Genomic DNA, 17,144 nt, shown 5'->3' on the forward strand with positions numbered 1-17,144 from the left:
GACGTCTTGCTACCAAGCTTGCTAACAAGGAAACCAGATGCCTCTTCGTTCGCCCGTGCATCGCTTCACGACCTGCGCCATCGCCGCCGCCATCGGCCTGGCCGTTGCCCCCGCCATGGCCAAGCCCGGCATCGACGGCGTGCGCTTCGACCCGCCCCGTACCGTGCGCTACCAGTGCGACGACGGCAAGCAGGTCACGGCGCGCTATTTCAACAGCACCGACAACCAGATCGCCATCCTGCGGCTGGATGGGAAGCCGCTGCTCTTTGTCAGCGTGCTGGCCGGCTCGGGCGCCCGCTATGCGCATGGTGCCTATCTGTGGATCACCAAGGGCGACGAAGGCATGCTGCAGGACCTGACCAGGGGCGAGAGCGCACCACCGGCCTACGCTAACTGCCACGCGGCGAAATAGGGCTCGGGAGCGGTGCCTGGGCAGCGCCCGAGCAGGTCATCGCCAGAACATTTTGGTGCTTGCGCCCTGGCCGAGCGATAATGCGGGTTATCGAATCAGGGAGAACACCATGGACGAGATTGATGATCTGTCCGATCTGCCGATGCCCCGCTTTATCTGGGGCTTCGCGATCTTTACGCCCAAGGGCGGCGAGGTCATGCATGACGAATTTGAATATCTGACCCACACCCGCGCACCCCGCTTCACCTGCCGGGTGGTCGAACTGGAAGACATGCCGGTCGACAGCGAGGAAAGCGGCATCGACGGGCGCATCGTGCATTACGATGAGCCCGGCCGCCTGTTCTACATCTCCGACGCCGGCATCGCGCTGGTGAACTTTGAGCTGTTCGACAAAGTGCCGGAGAAGCAAAAGCTCAAGAAGATCTGCGACGAAGCCATCGAAAACTGGATGCTTCGCCGCGATTTCCTCGATTCGGAAGAAGGCGAAGAGGACTGAGCGCCCTTTGCTCCACCCCGTGGGGATGACGACCAGAAGGTTGTGATCCCCTGGAGCGGTCCCCGCGGCCGCTCCGTTCCCTCCGCCCTGGCGTGCCTCGCCGCGGGCAACCACACTGCCCGAGTCTTTCCCTCCCCCCGCCCCCGTCAGCCCAGTCCTACACCGCAAGCGGAAACCGCCGGACACCGTGCGAAAACGGCCATGCCTATAGTGGAACCGTGGAAAACAGATAGGAAAGGAAGGAAATCATGCCCTACATTCTTGCCTGGCTGCTCGGTGTCCCTGCCTTTGTATTGCTGCTGATCTGGCTGTTCGTGCATTGAATGAAGTTTTGCCCTCGCTCACACAAGAACCGAACCGCATCCGGGAAACCACCCCCTGAATATCCCCCACTTAAAAGCAATGACAAAAGCAAAACGCCCGCTGAAACCCAGCGGGCGTTTTGCTTGCTTCTGTTTGCTTTGGCCCTGCGCATCACACCGTTCGCGCGGACAAAAAGGCACAAACCAGTGCTTCATGCCCACCCGGCCCAGCGCGCTGCGATCAGGCTGCCGCGTCTTCCTGCGGCAGGCCGCGTTCCAACGCTTCTTTCAGCAGGCCGCTCATGCCACCGGCATGTGCCGGTGCCAGTGCCTGCAGGCGCTTCACCAACTCGGCATCCAGCTTGCACGCAAACGGCACCAGGCCTTGCTCCTGGTCGAGCCGGCGCTGTTCGCGGCGATCGACCTTGGCCGGGCCGGTATCACGGCCGGCACGGACTGCGGCGGACAGCTTCAGGCTGTTTGCGAGCTTCAGAGCTTTGTTCTTTTCGAGGTCGGTCTTTTTCACGGCTTGTTCCGCTAGAGTCTGTCTGGGGCGGTATTGTACGCAGGTCGGCGGGAGAGCCCGCCTTTGCGTCGCGCATATGACGCGATGCATGCCTGCCGGCACTGCATGGCGTCACCACGCCAGCCCCCTACCGCGCCTGCCTCACCTCGATCAAATCCGCCGCCACCCGCTCGATCTCCGCGTAGACAGGAAGCGCCTCGTCGGGGCCAGTGCACCCGACACCGGTCGCGCTGGCTTCGTCCGCGCCCAGCGGATGAAAGACAAAGGCCATGCCTGGCTTCCACCTCGGGTCGTTCTTCAGGCTTTCATTGAGGATGGCCAGGTACTGGCTGCGAGTGAACACGTGTTTTGACATCTTCACCTCCGATAATTTGTCGGGATCGTAGCATGGCGCGCGGCCCGATTCGGGTGAGCCTTGATTCACGCGCGCCAACCCGCATGCGATGATCACCTTGCATTTGCAGCAATCGAGCCCTTCCCGATGCCACATCGGTGCCACACCGAGGCTGCATCGATAAGACATTGCCAAGACAACGATAAGACAAAGGATGAGACAAATGATACGTAGCACTTTGCCTGCGCTGGCGGTCGCTCTGCTGGCCGCCTGCGCGGCCCCGGCCAACACGCAAAATACCGCAGCGCTCACGACCGGCTTCTCCGCCACGCAACTAGACAGCATGAGCGCACGCGTGCGTGCCGATGTCGCGCAGGGGCGCATTCCCGGCGCCGTCTACCTGGTGGCCCGCAACGGCAGCATCGTCAACACGCAGACCATCGGCTGGCAGGATGCGGCGGGCAAGGTGCCGATGCGCCCGGACTCGATTTTCCGCATCTACTCGATGAGCAAGCCGATCGTCTCGGTGGCAGTCATGATGATGGTCGAGGACGGCCGCATCCAGCTGGCCGACCCGGTGTCGAAGTACCTGCCCGAGCTCAAGGACCTGCGCGTTGGTGTGGAGAAGACCGACGCTGCCGGCAAGCCCGTGCTGGAACTGGTGCCCGCCCAGCGCGAAATGACCGTGCAGGACCTGCTGCGCCACACGTCTGGCCTGACCTACGGCGTGTTCGGCAAGTCGCTGGTCAAGGAGGAATACAAGCGGCTGGACGTGGATGCCACCGAGCAAAGCAATACCGAGTTCATTGCGCGTCTGGCCAAGGTGCCGCTGCAGTTCCAGCCCGGCACCACTTGGGAATACAGCCGCTCCACCGATGTCTTGGGCGCCTTGCTCGAACGCGTGTCGGGCCAGACGCTGGCCACGCATCTGCAGCAGCGGATCTTTACGCCATTGCAGATGAAAGACACCGGTTTCTGGGTTCCGCCGGCACAGCAAGGCCGCATTGCGGAGCCCTTTGCGGTCGATCCCGACAGCAAGGTGCCGGTCGCGCTGATCGACGTACGCCGCGCTCCGAAGCTTGAATCGGGCGGCGGTGGCCTGGTATCGACCGCGGCCGACTACTTCCGCTTTGCCCAGATGCTGCTCAATGGCGGCGAGATCGACGGGGTGCGCCTGCTATCGCCCAGGACGGTCGCCTACATGACGGCCGACCACCTCGGCGTCGTGGGTGCCCGTTCCCTGGCGCGCGGCGCGGCCTACCTGCCGGGGCCCGGCTATGGCTTTGGCCTGGGTTTCGGCACGCGCACGGGCATCGGCGAATCAGCCACGCCGGGTTCCGTCGGGGACTACTACTGGGGCGGGGTCGGGGGCACCTACTTCTGGGTCGACCCGAAGGAGAAGACCGTGGCGATCTGGATGATGCAGGCGCCGGGGCAGCGCGAGTATTACCGCGCGTGGTTCAGGAACACGGTGTACAGCGCGATGATCCCATGACGTCATGACGCCATGATGAAGCGCCGCGGTGGCCGCCCGCTGCCACCGCGGCTGGCGTGCCTGCCCGTGCCTGAGCGCCCCCGCCAGGCGCCTTGCAGCCCCCTACAGCGTCCTACAGCGCAGCAACGGACTCGCCCGGCACCAGGCCGTTGATGATGTCCTCGCCGAACTTCACGGCGCCGCGGCGCGCGGTGCCGATATTGTCCCAGGGCGCGGCGCTGAGGCGAAACACGCGCGAGCGCTCGGTCCCCGGCTCATGCCCCTCGCGGCAGATCACCACCGACGCGTTGAAGCTGCGATCCGGCCGGCGCTCGGGCCAGGTACGTTCCGCCTGGTGACGATAGATCAGCGGGTAGAGATCGAAGCCTTTGTAGCGGGTGAAAGGTCCTGTGTCCAACTTGCGCTCCCCTGTCGATGATGGATGGGTGGATGCGGCCGGCGCCGCACCGCCACGGATTCGCCCCGCCCTGTTGCCAGGCGGTGGCGGGAATGCTTTTCGGGCAAATCGGGCCGCGTCAGTCTGCGGACTGTATCGACCAACCCGGCCCCTTGCCGTTCTTGTCGCTCTCATGGCGCCAGCGGCAGCCGCAATCGGCACAGGTGTAGGTGGCAAAGGTGATCGCGGGCTGGCCACGCGGCTTGATGCGCTGCGTATCCGTCAGAAGCAGCCGGGGATGCCCCGTGCCACCGGTCGAGCCGGGCCGTATCTGCGCACAGGCCTCGCACATGCTCATCATCGCTCCCGCGCCTTGCGCATGCAGTCAGCGAGCGGGCCGCTGCGCGCCGGCAGTGTCAATGCTGCGCTCTCCCATGGCGCGCGTAGCGGTTACTTATCCGCCGCCATCGCCTTGAGCTGCGCGTCGCCAGCCACGCGCGCCGCGTCCGAGGTGGTAAAGGTATCGTCCGAAACAATGGTGCGCTTGACCATCTGCGCAGCGAAGTCGACCAGCGTAATCACCCACACATAGCGCCCTGCCTGCGGTGCTGTCTGGACAATTGCCTGAAGATGCGGCGTGGAATCCTTAGCCATGATGCTCCTCCGGAGAATCGGATCAGGCCACTGTAGCACGAGTTGCGCATTAGGCTGCCGCAGCGCCGGCACGCCGCGCTCGTCAGACCCACTGCAGTTCGCGCAGCGTTTCTCGCCAGGCATGCGCGACCGCACGCAGATGATCTATGTGGAGACCGCCCGCTCCACCGACAGCCTTGTCGCGGCGCCGGACATCGGCGCCGCGCTGCCCATGCTCACCACCGCCATCGGCAAGGCCTGGCTATGCAAGGTGCCCGCCGAAGAGCGCGAAAGCGTGCTCAATCGCCTGCGCCTCCAAGACCCTGATGCCTTCGTGCGCTTCCAGCCACAGCTCTTGCGCCTGCGGCAGGATTTCGAGGCCAAGGGCTACTCGTGAACCGTCGCGAATGGCGCAACGATGTCCATGCCGTTGCCGTGCCGCTGTTCCGGCCGGTGGATTCGCAATGGCTGATCTTCAACTGCGGGGTATCGGCGCAAGCCAGGCCATTCGCGGCGCGCGAGCGGGAAGTTGCGCCGGGGCTGATGGACCTGGTGCGAAACGTGGAGAGGCTGCTGGGGATGCGGTGAGAACGCCCGAACAACTCAAGCTCAGCCTCAATGCTCGAAATCCAGCCCGCCAAGCAGCACGGCAGGGTCTGCCTGCGAGCGCGTCCCGAAATCGATCTGCCGGGGCGTTTGCCACGCGCGCATCTTGCCCGGCAGGGCCGCGAGATAGAGCTCGAATTTTTCCGCGCCACCGGCAGCGAACAGCGCTTCCACCTCGAGACCGTCCCACGACAGGTAGACGTTCAATGGCTGCGTGAACCGCCGCGGCGCATCGAACGGCTCGCCGCACAGGCGCACGCGCGCTGCGCGGCCAGGCCTCTCGTCCGGCACCACCTCGACGTGAATGTGGCGCTTGAACAAATCCGCGATCGTCTGCGCAATCCGCGGGGCGAACTCCGCATTGAAACGCGCTGCAATGTCTTGGCTCACTCTGTGTCTCATCCCGGTTTTTATCGATCGTAGCACGGCGCGTTTGCCGCGACGGCATTGGGAATACCCATGGATCGCCACGTGCAGCAGAATTCACAAGCACGATGACCCGCCGGCAAAAACCGTCCATGAGAGCCACCAGCAACCCGCGATTAAACTCAGGTTGACCCCGACTTCTGCTGACCTATACTTGAGTCCTGTCGACTGAGACACGCCGTAGCAAAGCGAAGGTAAGTGGCAGATGATCCTCTGGCCAACATGGCAGTGAGATCGAGCAAGCCGATTAGGCTTGCAAGTCCGAACCGGATCCCAATGCGTTTGCCGACCCGGTTCGGTCCCCTCCCCCTTTCAACCGCGGGAAATAAAAAAGCACCTGCTACAGGTGCTTTTTTTATGTGTGGAGAGTTCGCCCATGCCAGCGCGCAAGACCCGTGCACTGCGCCTGAATCTGCCCCGAAAATAGAAAAAGCCCTTGAATATCAAGGGCTTTTTCGTTGTTCTGGCGGAGAGACGGGGATTCGAACCCCGGATAGGTATTAACCTATACACGCTTTCCAGGCGTGCGACTTAAACCACTCATCCATCTCTCCAGCAAGTCCGCGAGTATATCAGAGTGTTGTTTCGCAAATCTAGTGTTTCGTGATCGAAGGCACTATCCGCGTCGCAAGTACGTCACGAGACGGTCGATCACCGGGGCGTTGCGCGGCGTCAGCAGGCTGACCAGGATAGCCACGGCAAAGCCGGCGGGCACGCCGAATGCGCCTGAAGCGATCGGGTCCACGCCGAACCAGCGATTGCCGAAAATGCCGGTCATGCGGGTAAAGAACGGGTAGTTGACGAAGATATAGTAGACCGCCACACCGAGTCCGGCCACCATGCCTGCCACCGCGCCCGCGGCCGTGGTGCGACGCCAGAAGATCGCCAGCACCAGCACCGGGAAGAAACTGGACGCGGCTAGCGAGAAGGCCGCGCCAACGAGAAAGAGAATATTGCCGGGGCGCAGCGAGGTGACGTAAGAGGCAAACAGGGCCACGCCCAGCAGCACGATCTTGGCCGTGGTGACGCGCCGCTGGTGACTCGCGGTGCGGTCGACCATGTGATAGAAAACGTCGTGCGACAGCGCGTTGGCAATGGTAAGCAGCAAGCCGTCGGCGGTGGATAGCGCGGCCGCCAGCGCGCCCGCGGCAACCAGGCCAGAGATCACGTAAGGCAAGCCCGCGATTTCCGGTGCGGCCAGCACGATCATGTCGGGCTGGATGAGGATCTCCGCCCATTGCACGATGCCGTCGCCGTTCACATCGCGAATGCCGAACACCGGCGGATCGACCTTGCGCCATTGCACTACCCACTGCGGCAGTTCCGCGTATGGCGTGCCAACCAGGTGCTGGAAGAACTCGTACTTGACCAGCGCCGCCAGCGCGGGGGCTGAGACGTAGAGCAGCGCGATGAAGAACACCGCCCAAGCCACCGAGTTGCGCGACTCCTTCACCGAGGGCGTGGTGTAGAGCCGCGTCAGGATGTGTGGCAGGCTGGCGGTGCCCAGCATCAGGCAGAACACCAGCAACACGAAGTTCAGCCGTTTGGTTTTGCGCTCCGCTTCCGAGGGCGACGGATAGGGCTCGGTCGACGGCGTGGAAGGCTGGCTGCGCGCCAGGGCTTCTTCGCGCTGCTGGTTCCATTGCTGCTGGGCCGCCGCAACGTCACGCGGAAACTCGACCCGCTCGCGCTCCACCGTCTTGATCTCGCGCAGCGGTGCATTACGCAAGCGCAGCTCCTGCAAGCGCGCGGACAGCGCATTGCGCTCCTCATCGAACGATTGCGGCAGCCGCGAGATGCGGTCCTGCATCTGTACGGCCTGCTGGCGGTAGTACTCGCGCACGGCCTGCTCGGCCGGGTCGCGCTCGATGCTGCGCTCGCGCGTGTCAAGCTGCTGCAGCAGCGTGCCATAGCTCAGTTGCGGCAGCGCCTGGTGATGGTGCTTCCACGCGATCATCGAGACCGTGACCAGGAAAGCCGCGATCAGCATGATGTATTGCGCGACCTGGGTCCAGGTCACCGCGCGCATGCCGCCAAGGAAGGAGCACACCAGGATGCCGGCCAGGCCGAAGAACACGCCGACGGCGAACTCCACGCCGATAAAGCGCGTGACGATCAGCCCTACCCCCTGGATCTGTGCCACCAGATAGACGAAGGAACATAGCGATGCCGCCAGCACGGCGATCGCGCGCACCGGCATGTTGCCGCCGGGCTTGCCATTGCCATAGCGCGCGGCGAGGAAGTCGGGAATGGTGTAGCCGCCGTACTTGCGCAGGTAGGGCGCGAGCAGGAACGCGACCAGGCAATAGCCACCGGTCCAGCCCATCACGTAGGCCAGGCCTTCGTAGCCCGACGCGAACAGGATGCCGGCCAGGCCGATGAAGGATGCCGCGCTCATCCAGTCGGCCGCGATCGCCATGCCGTTGAACAGCGCGGGCACGCGCCGGCCAGCTACATAGTATTCGTTGAGGTCGGAGGTGCGGCAGATCAGCCCGATGCACGCATAGATGGCGATGGTGACGAACAGGAAGACGTAACCAAGCCAGAGGGCATCGCCGCTGGAACGCTCCAGCAGGCCCATCATGCCGATAAAGACAAACAGGCCTATCGTGAACAAGCCGTAGTACAGCAGCAGCCGTCGGCGAAAGCGCGACTGTTCATCAGGCATGGGAGCAGTGGTTGGGCAGCCGGGGTGGGCGAGCAAGCAACCTGCCGGCACGCGCGAGGCGTGCCGGCAGGGGCGGATGACCGCGCTATTGTGCCTGCTTCAACTGCTCCAGGATGGCGGGGTTTTCCAGGGTGGACGTGTCCTGGGTGATTTCTTCGTTCTTGGCCAGCGAGCGCAACAGGCGCCGCATGATCTTGCCGGAACGCGTCTTGGGCAGGTTGTCGCCAAAGCGGATGTCGCGGGGCTTGGCGATCGGGCCAATCTCCTTGCCCACCCAGTTGCGCAGTTCGGTGGCGATCTGCTTGGCTTCTTCCTCGTTCGGGCGGGAGCGCTTGAGCACCACGAAGGCGCAGATGGCCTCGCCGGTCATGTCGTCCGGGCGGCCCACCACGGCGGCTTCCGCCACCATCGGGTTGGAGACCAGCGCGGACTCGATTTCCATCGTGCCCATGCGGTGGCCCGACACGTTGAGCACGTCGTCGATACGGCCCATGATGGTGAAGTAGCCGGTCTCCTTGTCGCGGATCGAGCCGTCGCCGGCAAGGTACAGCTTGCCGCCGAGTTCTTCCGGGAAGTAGCTCTTCTTGAAGCGCTCCGGGTCGCCCCAGATGGTGCGAATCATCGAAGGCCAGGGCCGCTTGACCACCAGGATGCCACCGCTGCCATTCGGCACGTCCTGCCCTGTCTCGTCAACGATGGCCGCGATGATGCCCGGCAGCGGCAAGGTGCACGAGCCCGGCACCAGCGGCGTGGCGCCCGGCAGCGGCGTGATCATGTGGCCGCCGGTCTCGGTCTGCCAGAAGGTGTCGACCACCGGGCAGCGCTCGCCGCCGATATTCTGGTAGTACCACATCCACGCTTCGGGGTTGATGGGCTCGCCCACCGTGCCCAGCAGGCGCAGGCTGGACAGGTCGTATTGCTTGGGATGGATCTTCTCGTCGGCCTCGGCCGCCTTGATCAGCGAGCGGATCGCGGTCGGCGCGGTGTAGAAGATGCTGACCTTGTGGCGCGCGATCATGTCCCAGAAGCGGCCGGCGTTGGGATAAGTGGGCACCCCTTCGAACACCACCTGCGTGGCGCCAGCGGCCAGCGGGCCGTAGGCGATGTAGGTGTGCCCGGTGACCCAGCCGATATCGGCGGTACACCAGAACATGTCGTCGGGCTTGATGTCGAAGCTCCATTTCATCGTCATCAGCGCCCACAGCAGGTAGCCGCCGGTGCTGTGCTGCACGCCCTTGGGCTTGCCGGTTGAGCCCGAGGTGTAGAGCACGAACAGCGGATGCTCGGCGCTGACGGGTTCAGCCTCGCAGGTCTGCGGCTGGCCGGCGGCGACATCGTCCATCCAGCGGTCGCGGCCTTCGGCCCAGTTGACCTTGCCACCCGTGCGGCGGTACACGATCACGCTCTTCACGGCTTCGCAGCCACCCAGCGCCAGCGCTTCATCGGCGATGGCCTTGAGCGGCAGCGCCTTGCCGCCGCGCATCTGCTCGTCGGCGGTGATCAGCGCCACCGCGCCCACGTCGACCAGCCGCTCTTGCAGCGACTTGGCGGAGAAGCCACCGAACACTACCGAGTGCGTGGCGCCAAGGCGCGCGCAGGCTTGCATGGCTACGACGCCCTCGACGGACATGGGCATGTAGATGACAACGCGGTCGCCCTTCCTGATGCCCAGCGCCTTGAGGCCGTTGGCAAACTGGCACACCTTGGCATGCAACTGGCGATAGGTGACCTTGGTAACGGTGCCGTCGTCGGCCTCGAAGACAATGGCCACCTTCTCGGCATTGCCGTTGTCCAGGTTGCGGTCCAGGCAGTTAAAAGAGGCATTGAGCTCGCCGTCCTCGAACCACTTGTAAAACGGCGCATTGCTCTCGTCCAGCACCTTGGTGAAGGGCTTGGTCCAGTGCAGTTGCTCGCGGGCGTGGCGCGCCCAGAAACCCTCGTAGTCGCGCCCGGCTTCGTCGCACAAGGCCTGGTAGGCCTCCATGCTGGGGATCGCGGCATTCTTGGCGAACGACGCCGGGGGATTGAAAATACGATGCTCCTGCATCACGGACTCGATGGCGGACATTTGTTTGTCTCCTGATATAGCGTGGCTGCCTGGCTGCGAACTTACGCTCGACGGCTTACTTAAACCTGACGCTGCCAAACCCGACCCGCTCGCATGCCGGCACCCGTGCGCCGGCTGCTGCAGCGCACCATGGATAACGGCAGGACACGGGTACGGATGTGCAGCCTTCTCCATTAGGCTAGCACAGCTATAATGCCGCGAGCCCTATCCCGAACACGGCGCTGCGGCATTGCGGACCTTCGCCGGCAGACATGCTCAGCGCAACGCGCCACCGCGAGCCGCCGGCCATTGCTCGCCAAATCCGCGCCAAACCGTCGCCAAAGCGCGGCCAGTGCCGTGCCCAAACCAGGCCACAAGCCGGCCGGATCCCGACCAAACAGCGCCGCCACCCAGACCCCGTGCCCATCCACGCCCTCTTCCTGATTGCCTCAATGGCCCTCGTCGGCAGCAATGTCGGGCTGGGCAAGGCCATCGTCGCCTACGTACCCATCCTGCTGTTCGCGCTGCTGCGCTTCGCCATCGCCATTGTGTGCCTGGCGCCCTGGTACCGCCCCGCGCGCATGCGCGCCGTCTCGCGCGGCGAATGGCTCAACCTCTTCCTGCAAGCCTTTTTCGGCACGTTCCTGTTCACGCTGCTGATGCTGGGCGGCGTGCGGCTGACCAGCGCCATGGCCGCAGGCGTGATCACCAGCACCATACCTGCGACCGTGGCCCTGCTCTCGTGGCTGATCCTGCGCGAGCGGCTATCGCGGCGCACCGTGTTCTCGGTCTTGCTGGCGGTGGCGGGCATCGCGGTGCTGAACGTGGCGCGGGGCACGGACCACGGCGGCGGCGGCAGTGCCGACGCCGGCGGCGAGCATGCGCTGCTCGGCAACCTGATGATCATGGGCGCGGTGATCTGCGAATCGATCTACGTGATCCTCTCACGGCGCCTGGCGCAAACCCTGGCGGCCATCGAGATCTGCGCCTATACGCACTTGATCGGCGGGCTGCTGATGCTGCCGCTGGGCCTGATGCCGCTGCTGCATTTCGACATGGCGTCGGTTCCGGCGAGCATATGGTGGATGGTGCTCTGGTACGCGCTGTCGGCCAGCATCTTCTCGTTCTGGCTGTGGATGAAAGGCGTGCGCCACGTGCCGGCACAGATGGCGGGCGTGTTCACTGCGGTGCTGCCGATCGCGGCCGCCACCTACGGCATCGTGTTCCTCGGGGAGACGCCGGGCTGGCCACACGGCGTGGCGCTCGCCTGTGTGCTGGCCGGCATCGCGCTGGCGAGCTGGCCCGGACCGCTGGCCCGGCGCGCATGGCGCGCCAGCAGGACAGAGGCGAGCAACACCGACTAGCCGCACGCGGGCAAAGCCACGGATTGGCGAAATCTGCACCATGTACAATCGCGGCCCCTCTCTTTCAGCTAGCTTTCTACCGACCATGGCATCGCAACCCCTGTCGAACCAGCCGAGCCCGCCAAAGCGGCTCAGCCCGCTCCCCAACCTGATCTTCGCATCGCGCTGGCTGCAGGTGCCGCTGTATCTCGGCCTGATCATCGCGCAAGCGGTCTACGTCTATCACTTTGGTGTTGAGGTCTGGCACCTGGTGGCCCACGCCACCGAGTACGACGAAACCAAGTTCATGCTGGTGGTGCTTGGCCTGATCGATGTGGTGATGATCTCCAACCTGCTGATCATGGTGATCGTGGGCGGCTACGAGACCTTCGTCTCCAAGCTTGGGCTGGACAACCATCCGGACGAGCCGGAGTGGCTGGACCATGTGAATGCCGGCGTGCTCAAGGTCAAGCTGTCGATGGCGCTGATCAGCATTTCATCGATTCACCTGCTCAAGACCTTCATCGATGCCGACCAGCGCGCCCCGCACGTCATCATGTGGCAGGTCATCATCCATGTGTCGTTCCTGCTGTCTGCGGTGGCCATGGCCTATGTGGACAAGCTGGTTTCACATCCCGCACATCCCGGCGGCCAGCAGAACAGGCAAGAGCCTGCCCATTGAGGGGCTTCGGCCCTATGCCGGCATCACGAAACCGCAGCCAGGGCTGCCGTTTTTTTTCGTTAGCAGCCAGCGCTTCATGCCACCGGATGCCCTGGCGGTTGCAGCACGGGCAGCACGAGACAAACCTGGAAACCGCCCCCGGGCGCATTGCGAGCGAGGCATTTCCCCCCCATGCGTTCCACCAGGCGACTGACGATCGCCAGCCCAAGGCCACAATGGCCGTCGCCGCCGCGCGAGGTGTCTAGCCGCGCGAATGGACGCATCGCCACCTCGACCTGCCCATCCGGCATGCCCTCGCCATGGTCGCGTATCACGATATGCCAGTGCTCGCCGTCCAGCCGGGTCTCGATCTGGATCGGCGGCATGCCATACTCCAGCGCGTTGTCCACCAGGTTGGTGACCATCCGGTCCACCAGCGTGCGCGGCAACACGAACCGCGGCCCGGCGTCCAGGCGCAACTGAAACAACGCGCCGGAAAACTGCTGGCGCAGGAAGGCATCGACTTCGATGGCCGGACCGGGATCGGGACTCTCGTTCGCGTACTCCAGGAACTGATTGACGATATGCGTGATCGAGTCGATGTCCTGCACAAAGCCACCGCGCTCAGCGGTATCCGCGAGCACGTCGGCGCGCAGGCGCAGCCGGGTCAGCGGCGACTTCAGGTCGTGCGCCACGCCGGCAAGCATGACCGCCTGGTTCTCGCGGCTCTCCGCCTGCCTGCGCATCATGTCGTTGAAGGACTCGGCCAGATAGCGCAACTCTGACGGGCCCGTCACCGGAATCAGCGCCGCGCTCCCGCTACTGCCAAGCTCGCGCGCGGCGCCGGCCACGCGGGCGATCGGGCGCTGCATCTGCCATGCGACGAACAGGGACAGCAGGATCGCCGCGACCAGCATGCCCGTGGTTTCAAAGACGAACGGCGGCAGTGGCGGCGGCCGCATGTCCAGTGCCATGACCGCCCAGCGGGACTGCCCGGGCAGGCGCGCCCACAGGTGCGGCGGCCACGCCTGGTCCACGCGCAGCTCCGACCCTGCTGGGAGCCCTTGCCGGAGGTCGCGCAGCAGATGGCGCAAGGGCCCATGCTCTGGCAACTGGCCGGCGGCGGGCTCGGTACCAAGGGCGGCAAGCCGGATGGCGGCGCCTGGCTTGCGCTCCCCGCCGGCACCCGGCCTCGCGTCGAGCGTGCCCAGCGCCAGCACGATGCCCCGGGCCATGCCGTCCGCCTGGCCATGCGGGCGCAGGTGGAACATCAGCGCGGTCCAGCCCAGATGGACAATGACGAGCACGGAGACCGATAGCACCGCCATGCGCCCAAACAGCGTATTGAACGGATTCTTCATGTGTCCGGCGCTTCGTCGAGGTCGTCGGCTTCGTCGGCGCAGAACGCGTCGAGCCCGGGGACGAAGACGTAGCCGCGGCCCCGCACGGTCTGGATGTAACGAGGCACGGATGGATCCTCCTCGATCACGCGGCGCAAGCGCCAGACCGGCACATCCAGGCTGCGGTCGCGGAAATGCATGTCGGAGCCATAGAGACGGTCATGCAGCCGGGCGCGCGAAAGTACCTTCATCGGGTGGCCGGTAAAGACCTTGAGCATGGCGAATTCCGTATCGCGCAAGGGCAGGCGCTCGCCGTCGCGCGTCAGGATGCGGGCGGAAAAATCGACGTCGAACGGACCAAAACTGTAAGAGTGACGCTGCTCCGGCGCGCTCCCCGGGGCCTGCGGGCGGCGGCGCAGCACCGCGTGGATCCGCGCCAGCAATTCGCGCGAGCAAAATGGCTTGGGCAGGTAATCGTCGGCGCCAAGCTCCAGGCCCGCGGCACGGTCGGCGGCCTCGCCACGCGCCGACAGGAAAATCATGGGCACATCATCACCGGCAGCGCGCACTTCCTGCAACGCGCTCAGCCCATCCTTGCGCGGCATCATGATATCGAGCAGCACCACCGATGGCCGCTCTTGCGTGAGGCGGCGCGACAAATCGTAGCCGTCATGCAGCACCGACACCGTCATGCCGCTGGATAGCAGGATGCGTGACAGCAGGTCACAGGCGACGGGGTCGTCGTCGACGAGAAGCACGTGAGGAGTCATGAATGTGAAGGCGCGCGCACGCTGCCTGGGCAGCGTGCGCAGGGCGTGCCGGGAACAGCAGCACGCCCTTGCGGGTGGTTCTTTATGCCTGCGTGGTAACGAAGTTGCCAACGGTGCTCATCGTACCGTTGCCGCTGCTCAGGTTGGCCGAGAGCGTCTGCAGGAACGACTGCAAGGATACCGTCGATCCCGAGCTACCGGATTGCTGAAGCGCGGAAAAATCCGTCTGGAGGGTCGCGAGCGTTGCCGAGGCCGGGTTGCTGGCGCTATCCGAACTGGCACCACTCGATGAAGTGCTGCTGGCGCCAGCTTCTTGCGCCAGGCTGGACAGATCCGCGCTGACGCTCTGGTAGTGGTGATGGTGGTGGTGATGGCCGGTGGCGGCAGCCGGCGATTGGGTCGCCTGCGTCGCATCGGTGCCGGTCGCGCTGGCTACGGTGCTGTCGGTCGTGCTGGCGGCGGTGGTAGCGGTGGTAGCAGCGCTCGTGCCTTGGCTCGCGGTGGTGCCGGCAGCCTGGGAGGCAAGTGCCTGGAACAGCGCGCCGACGAACGCCTGCACCGCGTTGCCGGACGCATCCGCGCTATCCGTTGCGCTGGACGCGGTGGTGGTGCCGGCGGCGGTGCCCGAAGCGGTGCTGGCGGAAGTGGCAGACGAGGCGGAAGCCGCGGTCGTCGAACTGTCCGTGCTGGACGACGAGGTCGTGATGCCCAACTGCGCCAGCGTTTGCTGAAGTGCCTGCATCAGCGCATCGGCCGGATTGCTGGCCGAGTTGCTGGTGTCGCTGCCACTGGACGCATCCTGGCTACCGCAGCTTTTGCCGCTGGACTGCGTCTGAAAGAGGCTGGACAGCGACGTGTTGCTGCCAATTGCGCTCAAGGTCATGGTCACATCTCCGTTATTGAGGAGATGCCAAGATAACCGCCGGCCCACCGTGAACATGCGCCAAGGAGAAAACGGAATCGGGGCCTTTTCACCCGCCCGTAAGGCCCTGTAAGGCAAGCGTCGCAAGCAGGCGAAGAACTTCGCGGCAGGAAGCGCGCATCGGCCAGCCGTGCGTAGGAAAGCGCACCTGCAACTCTGTCGACAGCCGCATGCAGTCAGGCACCTACCCCTCGCTAGGTGTATGATTTCGGGCTGAATTTCCCCTCGACTGTCCTCCCCACAAAAATGACTGTCATCAAACAAGAAGACCTCATCCAGAGCGTCGCCGACTCCCTGCAATACATCAGCTATTACCACCCGATGGACTACATCACCAGCCTGGGCCGTGCCTATGAGCTGGAGCAGAGTCCCGCGGCCAAGGATGCGATCGCGCAGATCCTGACCAACAGCCGCATGTGCGCTGAAGGCAAGCGCCCGATCTGCCAGGACACCGGCATCGTGACGATCTTCGTCAAGGTCGGCATGGATGTGCGCTGGGATGGCGCCACCATGGGCCTGTCGGACATGATCAACGAAGGCGTGCGCCGCGGCTACACCAACCCGGACAACGTGCTGCGCGCATCCATCGTGAGCCCGCCCGAAGGTGGCCGCAAGAACACCAAGGACAACACCCCTGCCGTGATCCACTACGAAGTGGTGCCGGGCAATACCGTGGACATCCAGGTGGCGGCCAAGGGCGGCGGCTCGGAGAACAAGTCGAAGTTCGTCATGCTCAACCCGTCCGACTCCATCGTCGACTGGGTGCTCAAGACGGTGCCGACCATGGGCGCTGGCTGGTGCCCGCCGGGCATGCTGGGCATCGGCATCGGCGGCACCGCCGAGAAGGCCATGGTCATGGCCAAGGAATCGCTGATGGACCCGATCGACATCCAGGACGTGATCGCTCGCGGCCCGCAGGACTGGGTCGAGGAAATGCGCGTCGAGCTGTACGAGAAGGTCAATGCGCTGGGCATCGGCGCGCAAGGCCTGGGCGGCCTGGCTACCGTGCTGGACGTCAAGATCATGGGCTACCCCACCCACGCTGCCTCCAAGCCGGTCGCGATGATCCCGAACTGCGCGGCCACCCGCCATGTGCACTTCACGCTGGACGGCAGCGGCCCGGCCAAGCTCGAAGCGCCTGACCTGTCGGCCTGGCCGAAGGTCGAGTGGGCACCGAACACCGAGACTTCCAAGCGCGTCGACCTGAACACGCTGACGCCGGCAGAAGTCGCCTCGTGGAAGCCGGGCCAGACCCTGCTGCTCAACGGCAAGATGCTGACCGGCCGCGACGCCGCGCACAAGCGCATCGCCGACATGCTGGCCAAGGGCGAGAAGCTGCCGGTGGACTTCACCAACCGCGTGATCTACTACGTGGGCCCGGTCGATCCGGTGCGCGACGAGGCCGTGGGCCCGGCAGGTCCCACCACCGCCACCCGCATGGACAAGTTCACCGAGATGATGCTGGCCGAAACCGGCCTGATCTCGATGATCGGCAAGGCCGAGCGCGGCCCGGTGGCGATCGAGGCCATCAAGAAGCACAAGTCTGCCTACCTGATGGCTGTCGGCGGCGCGGCCTACCTGGTGGCCAAGGCTATCCGGCACGCCAAGGTGGTCGGCTTCGAAGACCTGGGCATGGAAGCCATCTACGAGTTCGACGTCAAGGACATGCCCGTGACGGTGGCCGTGGACAGCGAAGGCACCTCGGTGCACAAGACCGGCCCCGCCGAATGGCAAGCCAAGATCGGCAAGATCCCGGTCGCTGCGCTGTAACACGCGCCACGCCGTGA

The 17,144-nt window shown here is 64.6% G+C and carries 19 protein-coding genes and 1 tRNA gene; 8 read left to right on the forward strand and 12 right to left on the reverse strand.

Translation table 11 applies throughout. From position 1 onward, the window contains the following. Positions 1-37 precede the first annotated feature (37 nt). Both F7R26_RS12930 and F7R26_RS12935 read left to right on the forward strand, forming a co-directional pair. Complete coding sequence (locus F7R26_RS12930; protein ID WP_150983207.1) at positions 38-412, forward strand: MliC family protein; 375 nt, start codon at positions 38-40, stop codon at positions 410-412. Positions 413-521: 109 nt separating this feature from the next. After that, a complete protein-coding gene (locus F7R26_RS12935) occupies positions 522-908 on the forward strand; it encodes a hypothetical protein (protein ID WP_043347745.1) in 387 nt (128 codons plus the stop codon). Between the two features lie 543 nt (positions 909-1,451). Here the strand turns inward: F7R26_RS12935 and F7R26_RS12940 are convergent. Together F7R26_RS12940 and F7R26_RS12945 are read right to left on the reverse strand one after the other, a co-directional pair. Then, entirely contained in the window at positions 1,452-1,736 is a 285-nt protein-coding gene (locus F7R26_RS12940; protein ID WP_043347749.1) for a hypothetical protein, read from the reverse strand. A gap of 127 nt (positions 1,737-1,863) precedes the next feature. Further along, positions 1,864-2,091 carry a hypothetical protein gene (locus tag F7R26_RS12945; protein WP_150983206.1) on the reverse strand — a complete coding sequence of 76 codons (228 nt, stop codon included), beginning with the start codon at positions 2,089-2,091 and terminating at the stop codon, positions 1,864-1,866. 202 nt (positions 2,092-2,293) lie between these two features. Here F7R26_RS12945 and F7R26_RS12950 point away from each other — a divergent pair, with 202 nt between their 5' ends. Beyond that, positions 2,294-3,565, forward strand: a complete 1,272-nt coding sequence (locus F7R26_RS12950; protein WP_150983205.1) for a serine hydrolase domain-containing protein — start codon at positions 2,294-2,296, stop codon at positions 3,563-3,565. A 112-nt stretch (positions 3,566-3,677) separates the two neighbouring features. Here the strand turns inward: F7R26_RS12950 and F7R26_RS12955 are convergent, their stop codons facing one another. From F7R26_RS12955 to F7R26_RS12965, 3 genes are all read right to left on the reverse strand, one after another. Then, positions 3,678-3,962, reverse strand: a complete 285-nt coding sequence (locus tag F7R26_RS12955) for a hypothetical protein (RefSeq protein ID WP_043347757.1) — start codon at positions 3,960-3,962, stop codon at positions 3,678-3,680. Between the two features lie 118 nt (positions 3,963-4,080). After that, on the reverse strand, positions 4,081-4,302 hold the full coding sequence (locus F7R26_RS12960) for a hypothetical protein (RefSeq protein ID WP_241754317.1): 222 nt from the start codon (positions 4,300-4,302) through the stop codon (positions 4,081-4,083). Positions 4,303-4,391: 89 nt separating this feature from the next. Further along, a complete protein-coding gene (locus tag F7R26_RS12965; RefSeq protein ID WP_043347764.1) occupies positions 4,392-4,595 on the reverse strand; it encodes a hypothetical protein in 204 nt (67 codons plus the stop codon). 121 nt (positions 4,596-4,716) lie between these two features. Between F7R26_RS12965 and F7R26_RS12970 the strand changes: the two genes are divergently transcribed. Together F7R26_RS12970 and F7R26_RS12975 are read left to right on the forward strand one after the other, a co-directional pair. Further along, the gene (locus F7R26_RS12970; protein WP_150983204.1) at positions 4,717-4,971 is read left to right on the forward strand and encodes an IclR family transcriptional regulator domain-containing protein; all 255 of its coding nucleotides are present in this window, start codon (positions 4,717-4,719) and stop codon (positions 4,969-4,971) included. Next, a complete protein-coding gene (locus F7R26_RS12975; RefSeq protein WP_150983203.1) occupies positions 4,968-5,162 on the forward strand; it encodes a hypothetical protein in 195 nt (64 codons plus the stop codon). The genes F7R26_RS12970 and F7R26_RS12975 overlap by 4 nt, the downstream gene beginning before the upstream one ends. A gap of 27 nt (positions 5,163-5,189) precedes the next feature. Here the strand turns inward: F7R26_RS12975 and F7R26_RS12980 are convergent, their stop codons facing one another. From F7R26_RS12980 to acs, 4 genes are all read right to left on the reverse strand, one after another. Beyond that, positions 5,190-5,570, reverse strand: coding sequence for a DUF5594 family protein (locus tag F7R26_RS12980; RefSeq protein ID WP_150983202.1), 381 nt, complete (start codon positions 5,568-5,570; stop codon positions 5,190-5,192). Positions 5,571-6,070: 500 nt separating this feature from the next. Further along, positions 6,071-6,160 (reverse strand) — tRNA-Ser (locus F7R26_RS12985). 62 nt (positions 6,161-6,222) lie between these two features. After that, a complete protein-coding gene (locus F7R26_RS12990) occupies positions 6,223-8,274 on the reverse strand; it encodes a VC_2705 family sodium/solute symporter (protein ID WP_150983201.1) in 2,052 nt (683 codons plus the stop codon). An 85-nt stretch (positions 8,275-8,359) separates the two neighbouring features. Further along, positions 8,360-10,342, reverse strand: coding sequence for an acetate--CoA ligase (gene acs / locus F7R26_RS12995; protein WP_150983200.1), 1,983 nt, complete (start codon positions 10,340-10,342; stop codon positions 8,360-8,362). A 398-nt stretch (positions 10,343-10,740) separates the two neighbouring features. Between acs and F7R26_RS13000 the strand changes: the two genes are divergently transcribed. Then, positions 10,741-11,685, forward strand: coding sequence for a DMT family transporter (locus F7R26_RS13000; protein ID WP_150983199.1), 945 nt, complete (start codon positions 10,741-10,743; stop codon positions 11,683-11,685). 85 nt (positions 11,686-11,770) lie between these two features. Continuing rightward, positions 11,771-12,346, forward strand: a complete 576-nt coding sequence (locus tag F7R26_RS13005) for a TIGR00645 family protein (RefSeq protein ID WP_150983198.1) — start codon at positions 11,771-11,773, stop codon at positions 12,344-12,346. 74 nt (positions 12,347-12,420) lie between these two features. Here F7R26_RS13005 and F7R26_RS13010 read toward each other — a convergent pair whose 3' ends face one another. The 3 genes from F7R26_RS13010 to F7R26_RS13020 form a co-directional block, all read right to left on the reverse strand. Then, positions 12,421-13,686, reverse strand: coding sequence for a sensor histidine kinase (locus F7R26_RS13010; protein WP_150983197.1), 1,266 nt, complete (start codon positions 13,684-13,686; stop codon positions 12,421-12,423). Further along, on the reverse strand, positions 13,683-14,435 hold the full coding sequence (locus tag F7R26_RS13015; RefSeq protein ID WP_150983196.1) for a response regulator: 753 nt from the start codon (positions 14,433-14,435) through the stop codon (positions 13,683-13,685). The genes F7R26_RS13010 and F7R26_RS13015 overlap by 4 nt, the downstream gene beginning before the upstream one ends. An 82-nt stretch (positions 14,436-14,517) precedes the next feature. After that, positions 14,518-15,318, reverse strand: a complete 801-nt coding sequence (locus F7R26_RS13020; RefSeq protein WP_150983195.1) for a hypothetical protein — start codon at positions 15,316-15,318, stop codon at positions 14,518-14,520. 285 nt (positions 15,319-15,603) lie between these two features. Here F7R26_RS13020 and F7R26_RS13025 point away from each other — a divergent pair, with 285 nt between their 5' ends. Continuing rightward, the gene (locus F7R26_RS13025) at positions 15,604-17,127 is read left to right on the forward strand and encodes a fumarate hydratase (RefSeq protein WP_150983194.1); all 1,524 of its coding nucleotides are present in this window, start codon (positions 15,604-15,606) and stop codon (positions 17,125-17,127) included. Positions 17,128-17,144: the final 17 nt, after the last annotated feature.

Source organism: Cupriavidus basilensis (assembly GCF_008801925.2).
GTDB lineage: Bacteria > Pseudomonadota > Gammaproteobacteria > Burkholderiales > Burkholderiaceae > Cupriavidus > Cupriavidus basilensis.

What these genes read in the sequence shown, in the direction of transcription:
- F7R26_RS12930 (WP_150983207.1), top strand. Translation starts at nt 38, where the DNA reads ATGCCTCTTCGTTCGCCCGTGCATCGCTTCACGACCTGCGCCATCGCC.
- F7R26_RS12935 (WP_043347745.1), top strand. Translation starts at nt 522, where the DNA reads ATGGACGAGATTGATGATCTGTCCGATCTGCCGATGCCCCGCTTTATC.
- F7R26_RS12945 (WP_150983206.1), bottom strand. Translation starts at nt 2,091, where the DNA reads ATGTCAAAACACGTGTTCACTCGCAGCCAGTACCTGGCCATCCTCAAT.
- F7R26_RS12950 (WP_150983205.1), top strand. Translation starts at nt 2,294, where the DNA reads ATGATACGTAGCACTTTGCCTGCGCTGGCGGTCGCTCTGCTGGCCGCC.
- F7R26_RS12960 (WP_241754317.1), bottom strand. Translation starts at nt 4,302, where the DNA reads ATGATGAGCATGTGCGAGGCCTGTGCGCAGATACGGCCCGGCTCGACC.
- F7R26_RS12965 (WP_043347764.1), bottom strand. Translation starts at nt 4,595, where the DNA reads ATGGCTAAGGATTCCACGCCGCATCTTCAGGCAATTGTCCAGACAGCA.
- F7R26_RS12970 (WP_150983204.1), top strand. Translation starts at nt 4,717, where the DNA reads ATGCGCGACCGCACGCAGATGATCTATGTGGAGACCGCCCGCTCCACC.
- F7R26_RS12990 (WP_150983201.1), bottom strand. Translation starts at nt 8,274, where the DNA reads ATGCCTGATGAACAGTCGCGCTTTCGCCGACGGCTGCTGCTGTACTAC.
- acs (WP_150983200.1), bottom strand. Translation starts at nt 10,342, where the DNA reads ATGTCCGCCATCGAGTCCGTGATGCAGGAGCATCGTATTTTCAATCCC.
- F7R26_RS13005 (WP_150983198.1), top strand. Translation starts at nt 11,771, where the DNA reads ATGGCATCGCAACCCCTGTCGAACCAGCCGAGCCCGCCAAAGCGGCTC.
- F7R26_RS13010 (WP_150983197.1), bottom strand. Translation starts at nt 13,686, where the DNA reads ATGAAGAATCCGTTCAATACGCTGTTTGGGCGCATGGCGGTGCTATCG.
- F7R26_RS13015 (WP_150983196.1), bottom strand. Translation starts at nt 14,435, where the DNA reads ATGACTCCTCACGTGCTTCTCGTCGACGACGACCCCGTCGCCTGTGAC.
- F7R26_RS13020 (WP_150983195.1), bottom strand. Translation starts at nt 15,318, where the DNA reads ATGACCTTGAGCGCAATTGGCAGCAACACGTCGCTGTCCAGCCTCTTT.
- F7R26_RS13025 (WP_150983194.1), top strand. Translation starts at nt 15,604, where the DNA reads ATGACTGTCATCAAACAAGAAGACCTCATCCAGAGCGTCGCCGACTCC.